This is a genomic window from Limnospira sp. PMC 1279.21, assembly GCF_032349615.1.
GTDB lineage: Bacteria > Cyanobacteriota > Cyanobacteriia > Cyanobacteriales > Microcoleaceae > Limnospira > Limnospira fusiformis.
In genome coordinates this window covers 1-12,259 of record NZ_JARPLU010000145.1, presented here as the reverse complement: position 1 = coordinate 12,259, position 12,259 = coordinate 1, and the positions used below count along the sequence as shown (strand labels likewise).

The following is a 12,259-nucleotide window of genomic DNA, read 5'->3' as shown; positions in this document are numbered from 1 at the left end:
CACATCTCCTGACAAGACTTGTCCCAGTAAGGCCAGCATTTTCTTTCCCTTGAAGTTGAGCCCGCCTCCGATTTCTGAGACGACTTCTGCTTCGGGGTAGAGGTTGGACAGTGCGGCCACCTGTCGGTTGAGGTCGGACTGCTGGGCGCGGCTACTAACTCTGGCATAGATAACGACTTTGCGTTTGTCACTGCCTGATTTGGCAGTATATGACTCAACGTTGTATCGTCGTTGCCCAGCGGGGGTTCTGATGGTCTCGATTGAGCCATTGTCGTCCCATCTGCGGAGTGTTCTTTCATGGACTCGAAGGATTTGGGCCGCTTCCTTGGGTTTGACATATCTGGCAATAGGTTTATCCTCAACCCTTCTCGCTTATTATACCGTATTGCCCTAAAATATTAACCGAATTTGTGATTAAATCATGCTCCCAAAAACTTGATAGATTAACGCAATTGTGCTAGACCAGAGAGATTAAAATTTTGTAACCAGACTTCGCGATCGCTGGGAGTAAAAGACTCAGAACTAGATTGAACCTTAACCTGAAAGCGATCGCCTACCAGTAGCGCCGTAGTGTTTCTACCCTGAGTAACTGCGGGATATCCACCAATTCTCTGGGTAGACTCCTGAAACTTGCGGGCGGCGCTAGGGTTATTAGCCAAATCATTAATCGATAGCAGCGCCAGAGCATCACCACCGCGAGAAAGTTGCGCTTGAGCAAATCCCTCTTTTTCTTGGCGGAAAGTAACACTATAGCCATCGGCACCCCTAGGGAAATATCGGTTAAACTGACCCCCAGGGAGAGGTTGAGCATCTGCGACCTGTTGAACCGCCCCGGTAGTACCAGTATCAGGTGTGCTAGTGGTTAGATCAGAGCAGCCGGAAACCAGCACCGATAAACTGAGGACAACCGCGCAGACTAACTTGGGAAAATAGTTAATTTTGATCATGGTTCCCCATTTGTGGAAGGACAGCGAATGGGACATTAGACAAAAGCCAAAAAGCTAATCTGATTTTATGCTATCGGTGAACTACACAGGCATTATCTGGCTTTCCTGACTCAATGATGATTAAGTGAACTTGTATCAAACGAGATATCGAGATTTTCTCATAGCAAGCTAAAATCTACGGTTTAACTTCTATGGTTATTGCAGCATGGTCAATCTCACACCAAATCCGAGTTTTAGTGTCACCCTGCGCTTACAATTGCCCAATAAAGCGGGTAAGCTGGCCAGTGTTGTTCAGGCGATCGCCAATACTGGGGGCAATATGGGTCCGATTGATCTGATCGAACAAACTCTCCATACCACCGTCAGGGAGTTCACCGTTGATGCTTCGAGTACAGAACACGCCGAGGAAATTATCGAATCGGTCAAAAATCTGCCAGATTCAAAGCTGCTGGAAGTTTACGATCGCACTTTTAACCTACATCGCAGCGGCAAAATTAGCATTAATAGCAAAATTCCCCTCAAATCTCAAAGCGACCTAGCCATGGCTTATACTCCCGGTGTGGGTCGCATTTGTCGGGCGATCGCCGATGACCCGGAACAGGTCTACAACCTCACCATTAAACAAAATACCGTGGCTATTGTCACTGATGGTAGCGCCGTTTTGGGTCTGGGTAATTTGGGACCGGGAGGTGCTTTACCTGTCATGGAAGGTAAGGCTATGCTGTTTAAGGAATTTGCCGATATTGATGCGTTTCCCGTCTGTCTGGATACTCAAGACCCTGATGCCATTGTGGAAACAGTCAAAAATATCGCCCCGGTGTTTGGTGGCATCAATTTAGAGGATATCGCCGCCCCTCGCTGTTTTGAGATTGAAGCGCGACTCCGAGAAATTCTCGAGATTCCCATATTTCACGATGACCAGCATGGTACGGCTATTGTCAGTTTAGCTGCTTTAATCAATGCCCTGAAGTTGGTTAACAAACCCATAGAGGAGGTCAAGATTGTTTTAAATGGGGCCGGGGCTGCGGGAATTGCGATCGCTCGACTTCTCAAAAAAGCCGGGGCTACTCAAATTATTATCTGTGATTCTCGCGGCATTATCTCCAAAGGGCGATCGGACCTCACCCCCCAAAAACAAGAATTTGCTGTCGAGTTATCTGGAACTATTGCTAATGCCATGAAAGGGGCTGATGTGTTTATGGGGATCAGTGTTCCCGGTGTGATCACCAGGGAAATGGTTAAATCTATGGCTAGTGATCCCATTGTATTTGCTATGGCTAACCCCATTCCTGAAATTCAGCCAGAATTAATCACTAATGATGTGGCGGTGATTGCTACCGGACGCAGTGATTATGCTAATCAAATTAATAATGTTTTGGCATTTCCTGGCATTTTCCGGGGCGCTTTGGACTGTCGGGCTTCCAGCCTCACTATGAGTATGTATTTGGAAGCGGCGGCGGCGATCGCTGCTTTGGTGACAGCTAATGAGTTGAGCCCTGAAAATATTGTGCCGTCCGTTTTTGATAAGCGTGTGGCGATCGCTGTAGCTGCAGCCGTCTCCCATACTGCGCGCCAAGAAGGAATTGCTCGCCGTTAGGGTTTAACTATTGGGGGAATTTTCCCCCACCCCTACTCACCATTCCCAAAATTGCCATAAACAACCGCTCACAGGCTGGCCAACCTGTTTAATTTCATGATCAAAATGTCAACAACTACTCTATTATATTGGGCGGGGAGTTTTTTAGAGGCTCCACCTCTATGAGAAGGGGCGCAGATTTTAGCTCAATTATAATGTTGACAGGAGAAACTCAATCAATGGAGCAAAGAGGTGTAACAGTCTGGTTTACCGGCTTGAGTGGCGCGGGGAAAACCACCATTAGCCAAGCTGTAGCCGAAAAGCTGAAATCTCAGGGATACAGATTAGAAATTTTAGATGGGGATATAGTCCGCACTAACTTAACTAAAGGCTTAGGGTTTAGCAAAGAAGACCGCGATGAGAATATTCGCCGCATTGGCTTTGTTTCTCATTTATTAACTCGCAACGGTGTGATTGTATTTGTTTCCGCAATTTCTCCCTATCGAGAAATTCGTGAGGAAGTCCGTCAACGGATTGGTGATTTTGTCGAAGTCTTTGTTAATGCACCCTTAAATGTTTGTGAAGAAAGGGATGTGAAAGGACTGTATCAACGGGCTAGGGCTGGCGAAATTAAAGGCTTTACTGGTATTGATGACCCCTACGAACCTCCCCTAAATCCTGAGATTGAATGTCGCACCGACCTCGAAGAACTTTCGGAAAGTGTTGATAAGGTGATTCAAAGTTTACAAAAATTGGGTTATTTAGGAGCTTGAATAAATCACGATTATCAGGTAGGTAACAGAGACTAATCCGGCGCTGAGGGGAATTGATTAACTCTCCCCTAGCCGGAATCCTGATAGCTAACTTCTGGCTGCTGCTTTCCAATTAATCAGATAATTATCAATATATTAATAGTCAATTTGTGTCTATGAATGACTTATATATTTCTTGGTCGGAATATTACCAAAAAATCGAAGTTTTAGCAGCTAAAATATATCAATCTCAGTGGGAGTTTAATCAGATTATTTGTCTGGCTAGGGGAGGGCTACGAATTGGGGATATACTCTCGCGTATTTATGATGTCCCCCTAGGGATTTTGGCGGCTTCTTCCTATGGGGGACCCGGTGGAAAAATTCGAGGAGAAATTCAGATCGCCCATCATCTTAGCATGACTACAGAAAATTTGGGCGATCGCATTTTGTTAGTAGATGATTTAGCTGATTCTGGGATTAGTCTTGAACGTTCAATTGTTTGGTTAACAGAACACTACCCTGATGAGATTACCCAAGTTCGTACAGGAGTAATCTGGTATAAAAGTTGTTCTACCTTTGTCCCTGATTATTATGTGGATTTTCTGAGTAATAATCCCTGGATTCATCAACCCTTTGAATATTACGAACAACTCCAGCCAGCGGATTTAGTCCACCAGGTGAATGGACTAGATTCTTAAACAAAATTAACGTTTAACGCCAAGGTATCAGATATTTGATACTCTATTAAGTTGTTAAACTGTACACTGAAGCAAACCACAGTTGAAAGCTAATGTCAGAGATTGAATCGAATCTCCAGATCTTGATGCGAACTTTGAGACGGAGACTGCATTTATCCCAAGAAGGGTTAGCCCAAAAGCTGGGCGTGTCTCGTGGTAGTGTCAATCGTTGGGAAAATGGTCGGGGTGAACCTTCTCAAGCTATTCTTAATAGTATTCAGCATCTATGGGAATCGGTATTTGATGAGGAAGAACCCAAAGCCAGAACCTCTTACCTCAATAGTGTCCCCAAATTCCGACAGTCTGATGTGATGCGGATTTTAGGAGTATCTCACCAACGGGTTAGAACTTTGCGTATTCGCCAGACCTTAAAATTTTATTGGGATGAAGAAATGAATACTTGGGTAACATCAGATATCGAAATAAAACGTTATCTACGTCGCAAGGGAAAACGATTAAGATACAAGGAAATAAAGTAAATTAATCCCTATGTTCGGTGTTGGTAGTCCCAGACCATACGCCCAGAAACCTATCCCCTGGGCGGTGGGTTTTGGTCTGTTTACAGATACCTAAAGGGCTACAAGAAGCGATCGCCTCTGCCGTCAAGCGTGCGGACTAATTATAGCATCAAATTACTCTAGTTAATTAACTCATAAGTATGCCTCAAAAAAGCTGGAAATTACTATTTATATCCACCCCGGTCGGTCCCCTGGGTTCAGGATTAGGGGGGGGAGTCGAATTAACATTGTTGAATATGGCAAAAGCCTTACACAGCCGAGGTCATGATATAACCGTTGTTGCGCCTTCTGGGTCAGTGTTAGAGTCCCTATCAGTTATAGAAATTTCGGGGAAACTACAACCGATCGCCCAAAATCAAGACCGAGATTCTCTGATTACCATACCGGAAAATTCTGTGTTAGGAAATATGTGGGAATATGGGCGACAGGTACAGACAAACTATCATGCAATTGTCAATTTTGCCTTTGATTGGCTACCATTTTATCTGACTCCTTTTTTCCCGACTCCGATCGCTCACTGGGTGAGTATGGGTTCCCTAATTTCCGCCTTAGATCAGATAGTTGTTGAGGTGATGAAACAGTTTCCGGGGACTGTCGGATTTTATAGCCATACCCAAGCCGCCACCTTTGGTTCAGACCTAGGCTATGCTTGTTTAGGAAGTGGCTTAGAAATGGATCGCTATCAGTTTTGTGATCAACCCCATCAACAACTAGCTTGGATGGGTCGTATTTCCCCAGAAAAAGGCTTAGAGGATGCGATCGCGGCGGCGGATCAAACAGGTATCCCACTGGCAATTTTTGGCAAAATTCAGGATGAGCAATATTGGCAAAATATCCTGAATACTTATCCGAATGCGCCCCTAAATTATCGGGGATTTTTGAATACAGATGAACTACAACAGGGTCTGCGTGAATGTCGAGGTTTATTAATGACTCATCGCTGGGTAGAAGCCTTTGGAAATGTCGCTATTGAAGCCTTAGCCTGTGGGGTTCCGGTGATTAGTTATCGACGGGGTGGACCCGCCGAAATTGTCCGAGATGGTGAAACGGGTTGGCTAGTCGAACCCGACAGCGTAACGGGTTTGGTCGATGCGATCGCCAAATTAGAGCAAATTGACCGCCGCCAATGTCGCGCTTTAGCCGAAAAGGAATATTCCTTAGCAGCTTTAGGCGATCGCTTAGAAAAATGGTTATCCGATGTGATCGCGCTTAAAAATTGAACTGAGGATGTATCCTAGGATTCAGTTTTTCCTGGACAGGTTTTCCCCCTTGTAAATGTTGGGTGGCGATCGCCTTTGCATCTTCCGGTTGAACTCGATAGTACCAAGTCTCATCGGGAATTACCCGCACCGTCGGACCTACATTACACTGTCCTAGACAGCCACTAGCCTCCACCTTCACATTAGGGACATCTGCATCCTCAAAGGCTTTCAGAGTACCCTCGGAACCATTCCGCAAGCAGGACTGATGCTGACAAACCAGGACACACCGAGATTGATCCGAGGTGGTTTGTGGTTGGGGTGGCTGGGTTTCTGGCATTTGGGAGGTTTTGCTAAAAATTTCCATACCCCCATTATGTACAAAACGCGATCGCAAAAGCCAGGGGATTATTGCTGAGAAGGTCTAACCTCCAAAACCCCCCTATCCGTAAATACCACCTCAAATACCACTGTTTTACCCGCAGTTTCCGCCGCCATAGCGTCAGATTCCACTAGAGTAGGTAGAGGAGTATTATCAACGTTTTCGGAAGCCTCAGAAGACTTAGGTTCAAATTCCGCGATCGCCCCCGTGGGAGTCACTGTCACCATGTAACTAACCGACGTAGGAACCGGGGTTCCTTTCACAGTCCAAGCCCGGTCAATTTTATCGTAAATAATATTATTCAATTCTTCAATATTGACCGTCTCAGGAACTGCCGCTACCTCGTTTCCTGTCGTCATCTCAGCCGTCGGAGTTGGGTCAGGAGTCAGAGCGGCTTCAGTTTCTGGGGACTCCGATACTTCTGTAGTTTCCGGTGTAGTTTCTGGAGTCGCAGTAGTAAGGTCCTCCGTAGTTTCTGGGGTCTGGGGTTCAGAAGCGATCGCATCAGGAGTTTCTGTTGTCTCCGTCGCCGTTGTCTCCTCTACTGTTGTGGGAGTCGTCGCCGTTTCTGGTTCCTCAGTAGTTGTCGCTGCTGTTGTTTCCTCTGGAGTCGTAGTTTCTGCTGTTTCTTCCACCACAGAGGCGGCGGGAGCAGTCACCACTTCCATAGTCGCCTCTTCCGTAGCCACAGTTTCTTCTTCTGACTGACTTCCCGTTGTCGTAGCCGGGTCAGGACTAACCATCAGCGACCCCACCACCGCCATCATCACCACCGCAATTAGGGCTACAATAGACCCAGTTTTCACTACCGGGGGTAGTTCCGAGGTAGTTGTCGAGTTATTGACATTTTGCTGAGGGATAAGTGGTTCATTTTCCGGGGTTTCCGGGGAATTATCTTTATGGGAATACATATTCAGACACCTCTGATGATATCAATGTAAATTCGCGCTATATTGTAGATGCTTTCCGTAGTCTTGCCAACCTCTGGCTGGCTGGCTTCCAATTAAACCAGGATTTTTAATACTTAAAAATATGGGTATTTTTGAAAGTAAGTGTGAGGCGATCGCCTCCATTTTATTAAAAAAGCGATCGCCAGCAACACCAAACCCCAAAACACAAATTTATTCTATAGTATCCCAGTCATCCTTAAAGTAACCGATTATACCAAAACCTAGCGCAGATTGAGAATTGCAGATACCGCCGCCAGGCTTTCCTCATACAAAACATCTCGGCCCCAGCGTTGTAGCTGTTGCGCCATCAGATATTCTGCTTTTTGGTCTGTCACCGAAGTCACTTGTTCAGTCTGACACGACTGGGCGCTACCCCCCGCCTCCATACGCATACAGCCAGTAGTTTCCGAACATAGAATAGTGCAGCAATTAGCCTTGGGATTAGTAGAAGTCAGGCGCACACCCACCAAATCGCCCGGAATTTCCCCAGTATCTGCCATAGGAATAGCAGCGAGTTCCCCAATAATCTCCTGATTATCAGGACCACGGAACTTAACGTGCTTCAGGTCATAGTCTCCCCCCGACTCAGTAAACTCCAGAGGTTCCCACTGCAAACGACTAGCAAACCAACCGAGGAACATCAAAGCCTGAGCCGCATTACCCTTTTCATAGTCGAGGGTAATATGGTCAATATCCCCAAGATACATCCGACGTTCTGGGGGGTCAAAAGTAGCCGCTGTCAACTCCTGCCAAGGCGAGAGACGATGCCAATTCAAATCAGCAATATAGGTTTCTTGGTCAACCAGTTCCTGCATTTTGAGTAATTCCGATTCAGGGTCGCTGAAATAACAGGAATCGACAATCACACAATTACTGCAACAGGACAAATGCTTAAACAATTCTTGTTCCGGGTTAGGGGTAGCCTTCCACCAGACAAACTTAGGCAAATCGGGAATTAATAAAGATGTGACCACATTACTAACCCTTTCCAAAGCCGCCTTAGTGCCTCGGAGGGTGACATATTCACAACAGATTAAACCCTCTTCCTTGTTGTTTTGTAGGGGACAATAGGCAGAAACCTGGGCCGTAACTCCCGTATCTTCTCCCCAAGTCGGACAGAGAGTGATAATGCGGCAGGGATTTTGGTTAGCAATAGTTTCGCTGATGCTAAATCCACGAGCATCAATATTTCTAATCACCCGCTGTTCTGGGGAAAGTTTAGCAAACTCAGTGCGTAGGTGTTCCAGGGTATCCGAATCTACCCGACCCGTAATCGGCAATTGATAAGCCTTTTGAGCATCACGAACAGCATCACGGGTCTCCGTACCATGAATACCATCGATCGCCCCTTTATAAAAGCCGAGACCCCCCAGGAGTTGCTGAAACTCCTCCGGTTCATAGATCACCATGCTAAAAGTAGCCGCCCTAGTAGCGATCGCCGCCGTTTTACCCTGACCGAAACTTTGACTAAGCCAGATGCTATTAAGTTCTGCCTCAATTTCACTCAGAGAAATATCCTTTGGTTTCTGGAGTGCAACAAGTGGTGTATTCATATTTAACTCAGTAGCTTATTGATTGAACGCGAACAAAAGTTATAGATAGACCCAAATATCAAAGCCTACGCCAACGGCGACCATCCCGGTTAAGCAATAGTTCCGCCTCCACAGGTTCCCAGGTTCCCGCCTCATAGAAAGGGATACTATCTGGCTTCGCCGGAGCATCCCAGGCTTCCAATACCGGAGTTAGAACCCGCCAGGACGCTTCCACCTCATCCCCTCGCGTAAATAGAGTTTGGTCTCCCAGCATACAGTCAATCAATAACCTAGCATAAGCATCAGTGCTAGGCTTACCAAAAGCCGTATCATAGCGGAAATCCATATCCACCGAGCGAGTTCTGAGGGAATTTCCCGGAGTTTTCACCTCAAACCGCATCGAAATCCCTTCATTCGGCTGAATTCGCAGCGCCAACACATTAGGATTAGCCTGTTTAGCAGCAGATTGGAACATTAAAAAAGGCACTTCCTTAAACTGAATAGCGATTTCCGTAACCTTCTTAGGCATTCGCTTACCAGTACGCAGGTAAAAAGGTACACCCTTCCAGCGCCAATTATCAACACTAAGTTTCAAAGCCGCATAGGTAGGCGTAGTAGACTCTGGTGATGCGCCATCTTCGTCACGATAGCCCGGAACCTGCTGACCATTCATCCATCCCTTGATATATTGTCCTCGGACTGCTGCTGTTTCTAGGTTATTAAAATCTGCCAGACGGGTAGCTTGTACCACCTTAACCTTTTCCGTGCGGATACTATCAGCATCCAAAGAGTTAGGGGGTTCCATAGCCGTGAGCGAGAATAACTGCATCAAATGGTTTTGTACCATATCCCGCAGCGCCCCAGCCGTTTCATAATATCCCGCTCGTCCTTCCAAGCCTACAGTTTCCGCCACCGTTATTTGTACATGATCAACAAACTGACGATTCCACAACGGTTCAAAAATAGCGTTAGCGAACCGAAACACCATCAAATTCTGTACTGTTTCCTTACCGAGGTAGTGGTCAATACGGTAAACTTGCTCCTCAGTGCAGACATTACGCACCACCCGGTTAAGGACTTGCGCCGAACCCAGGTCACGACCAAAAGGCTTTTCAATAACTAGGCGTTGCTTTTTGGGGTCTTCCAACATTCCGGCTTGTCCCAGTTGTTGGGCTGCTTCTCCAAAAAATCTAGGAGCCACCGATAGATAAAATACCCGATTTCCACGGGTTAGGCGTTTCGAGTCTAATTCAGCCAAAAGGGATTTTAGCTTTTGGTAGCTTTCCGGTTCGTCCATATTACCGGAACAGTAGTATAAGCCTTGGGCGAAGTTATGCCATATTTTTTCCGATTGTAGCCCGCCGCCAAATTCTTCAATACCCTGTCGAAGATGCTCACGAAAATAGTCATCAGTCCAGTCTCGGCGTGCTACCCCAACAATGGTTAATTCTGGGGGTAACTTACGTTCGAGGTGCATTTGATAAATGGCGGGAACTAGCTTACGCTGGGTTAAATCGCCGGAAGCCCCGAAAATTACTAAAATTTGGGGTTCGGGAATGCGGTCTTGTTGTAGACCAACGCGGAGGGGATTTTCTGAGAGTGTAACCATCTAGGCTGTCGTGAATAATTAAGTTAACAGAGGTTGCCGGATTTTATTATTGATCTAAGTTTCCGTTTCGCGACGTTTGCGATCGCTTATAAATGACTCCACTAAAGCTACATCCTCTTTACTACCAATAATCAGAGGTGTGCGTTGATGGAGTTTTTCGGGAACCACATTTAAGATATCCTGACTACCCGTACTAGCGCGACCCCCCGCCTGTTCCATTAAAAAGGCCATTGGTGCCGACTCATATAATAGGCGCAATTTACCATCAGGGTTTTTCACTGTTCCCGGGTATAGGAATACTCCTCCCTGACAGAGAATGCGGTGAATATCTCCCACCAAAGCCCCACTATAGCGGGCTGTGTAGCCATCATGGCGGTGAACATAACGGATATAGTCTCGGTAGCATTCCTCCCACTGCCAAAAATTACCTTCGTTCACACTGTAGACCGGACCATGTTCGGGAACTTGGATATTTTCCTGAGCCAGGATAAATTCCCCCAGACTGGGGTCTAAAGTAAAGGAATGAACCCCCCTACCAATTGAATAAACCAGGAGTGTGCTAGGACCATATAGGATGTATCCAGCAGCGATTTGTTTATGACCGTCTTGCAATAAGTCTAGGGCTTCTCCTTCTTCGTCGTAACCTTCCTGTTGACGGATCGCGAAGATGGAACCCACATTCATATTAACATCCAGGTTTGAGGAACCATCTAGGGGGTCATAAAGCAGAGTATAGCGTCCGATGGGGCAGTTTTCTGGGATGTAGTACGGTTTATCCATTTCTTCCGAAGCTAGGCGACACACTAAGCCGCTTTGTTTGAAGGTCGAGATAAAAACTGCATTGGAGAAAAAATCCATTTGTTTGACTTCTTCCCCCTGGATATTCACTTCTCCCGTAAATCCTAGGGTTCCTTCTACCAACCCCGCCCTTGACAGACGACGGGCGATCAGTTTCCCCGCTAGTCCAATGCGGTTCATCAGGGCGCTAATATCTTGAGCATCAGGACCGAAACTTTCGAGTTGCTGTAAAACGTGCCGCGATAGGGTTGTACAGTCGCGATCTAAGTAGTATCCTCTATCTGAGCCTAGGGGATCTGGCTGGATTTGACCGCTTGCTGTCTGTACCATAAGTTAAATTCTGCTCTATAAAACTTAAACAAAACCGGACATAGCCGGATATTGACGTTTATTTCTGGCTTCGTCCGGGACTGTCGGCAGCACCCCGTCCACAAGTGTAATCGTCTGAACCAGGCGATTTTTCTAAATTTATACTGGCGTTCAAATCTCTATCAATCTTCAGGCCACAGTTTGGACATTCAAAAGTCCGACGGACTAGGGGCATTTTTTGACGATAACCGCAATTAGAACAAAGTTGACTGGATGGATAAAATCTATCGGCAATAATCAACTTTGAACCATAACGTTCTGCCTTGTAACCTAGTTGCCGACGGAACTCATAAAATGAAGCATCAGCGATAGAACCCGCCAAACCATGATTTTTCAGCATACCTGACACATTCAAATCTTCAATGACTACTTGGCTGTGGTTTTTAGCCAAAAAAGTAGTGATTTTATGAATCGTGTCACGGCGAATATTAGCTACTCTTTGATGTAGCTTTTGAACTTTTAAGAGACATTTGGCCCAATTTTTTGAGCCTTTGACTTTGCGACTTAAATGACGTTGTAATCTGGCTAGTTTTTTGGTCGCTGCTTTATAAGCCTTGGGATTAGAGAATTGGGTCCCATCGGAGCAAGTCGCCAAATTGTTAATTCCTAGGTCAACCCCGATTCTCTCTCGGAATTTCGGTGTAATTTCTGGTGTGGTTTCTACAAAAAAGCTCATATACCAGTCACCTGCTTGGCGCGTTATAGTGACTTTCTTAACTAGACTGGGTGGTAGAGCCTCAAATGTAGAAACCCAGCCCACAAAAGGCAGCTTATGGCGAGTTCCTGACAGATTGAATGGCTTTCCGGAATTGTCAAGGGTAAAGCTATCATGGTAGCCTTTCTTCTTAAATTTAGGATAACTGCTTATTCCCTTGAAGAAGCGCTTAAAG

General features: G+C 46.0%; 14 protein-coding genes. 5 read left to right on the top strand and 9 right to left on the bottom strand.

The annotated features are described in order from the left end of the window. The coding region (locus P5683_RS18630; protein ID WP_315648841.1) for a MerR family DNA-binding transcriptional regulator at window positions 1-348 on the bottom strand (348 nt) is incomplete at its 3' end. Window positions 349-443: 95 nt separating this feature from the next. Then, the gene (locus P5683_RS18625) at window positions 444-947 is read right to left on the bottom strand and encodes a hypothetical protein (RefSeq protein WP_006670789.1); all 504 of its coding nucleotides are present in this window, start codon (window positions 945-947) and stop codon (window positions 444-446) included. A gap of 205 nt (window positions 948-1,152) precedes the next feature. Here P5683_RS18625 and P5683_RS18620 point away from each other — a divergent pair, with 205 nt between their 5' ends. The 5 genes from P5683_RS18620 to P5683_RS18600 all read left to right on the top strand — a co-directional run bounded on the left by P5683_RS18620 (window position 1,153) and on the right by P5683_RS18600 (window position 5,750). Then, window positions 1,153-2,544 (top strand): NAD-dependent malic enzyme, encoded by a 1,392-nt coding sequence (locus P5683_RS18620; protein WP_006622468.1) that lies wholly within the window; start codon window positions 1,153-1,155, stop codon window positions 2,542-2,544. 218 nt (window positions 2,545-2,762) lie between these two features. After that, window positions 2,763-3,296, top strand: coding sequence for an adenylyl-sulfate kinase (gene cysC, locus P5683_RS18615; RefSeq protein WP_035759991.1), 534 nt, complete (start codon window positions 2,763-2,765; stop codon window positions 3,294-3,296). A gap of 155 nt (window positions 3,297-3,451) precedes the next feature. Then, window positions 3,452-3,973 (top strand): phosphoribosyltransferase, encoded by a 522-nt coding sequence (locus P5683_RS18610; RefSeq protein ID WP_006622470.1) that lies wholly within the window; start codon window positions 3,452-3,454, stop codon window positions 3,971-3,973. A 92-nt stretch (window positions 3,974-4,065) separates the two neighbouring features. After that, window positions 4,066-4,491 (top strand): DNA-binding transcriptional regulator, encoded by a 426-nt coding sequence (locus tag P5683_RS18605; protein WP_006622471.1) that lies wholly within the window; start codon window positions 4,066-4,068, stop codon window positions 4,489-4,491. Between the two features lie 179 nt (window positions 4,492-4,670). After that, the gene (locus P5683_RS18600; protein WP_315644875.1) at window positions 4,671-5,750 is read left to right on the top strand and encodes a glycosyltransferase family 4 protein; all 1,080 of its coding nucleotides are present in this window, start codon (window positions 4,671-4,673) and stop codon (window positions 5,748-5,750) included. Here P5683_RS18600 and P5683_RS18595 read toward each other — a convergent pair. The 7 genes from P5683_RS18595 to P5683_RS18565 all read right to left on the bottom strand — a co-directional run. Beyond that, the gene (locus P5683_RS18595) at window positions 5,740-6,096 is read right to left on the bottom strand and encodes a (2Fe-2S) ferredoxin domain-containing protein (RefSeq protein WP_315644876.1); all 357 of its coding nucleotides are present in this window, start codon (window positions 6,094-6,096) and stop codon (window positions 5,740-5,742) included. The two genes, P5683_RS18600 and P5683_RS18595, sit on opposite strands and share 11 nt — an antisense overlap. Window positions 6,097-6,137: 41 nt before the next feature. Further along, window positions 6,138-7,022, bottom strand: coding sequence for a ferredoxin-thioredoxin reductase catalytic chain (locus tag P5683_RS18590; protein ID WP_315644877.1), 885 nt, complete (start codon window positions 7,020-7,022; stop codon window positions 6,138-6,140). A 21-nt stretch (window positions 7,023-7,043) separates the two neighbouring features. Further along, entirely contained in the window at window positions 7,044-7,223 is a 180-nt protein-coding gene (locus P5683_RS18585; protein ID WP_006622477.1) for a hypothetical protein, read from the bottom strand. A 59-nt stretch (window positions 7,224-7,282) separates the two neighbouring features. Next, window positions 7,283-8,614 (bottom strand): glucose-6-phosphate dehydrogenase assembly protein OpcA, encoded by a 1,332-nt coding sequence (gene opcA / locus P5683_RS18580; protein ID WP_006622478.1) that lies wholly within the window; start codon window positions 8,612-8,614, stop codon window positions 7,283-7,285. Window positions 8,615-8,672: 58 nt separating this feature from the next. After that, window positions 8,673-10,202: a glucose-6-phosphate dehydrogenase gene (gene zwf, locus P5683_RS18575; RefSeq protein WP_006622479.1), complete on the bottom strand. Its 1,530-nt coding sequence runs from the start codon at window positions 10,200-10,202 to the stop codon at window positions 8,673-8,675. Between the two features lie 54 nt (window positions 10,203-10,256). Beyond that, a complete protein-coding gene (gene fbp, locus P5683_RS18570) occupies window positions 10,257-11,330 on the bottom strand; it encodes a class 1 fructose-bisphosphatase (protein WP_008053232.1) in 1,074 nt (357 codons plus the stop codon). A 58-nt stretch (window positions 11,331-11,388) separates the two neighbouring features. Next, a partial coding sequence (locus P5683_RS18565; protein WP_315648839.1) for an RNA-guided endonuclease TnpB family protein occupies window positions 11,389-12,259 on the bottom strand: 871 nt, incomplete at its 5' end.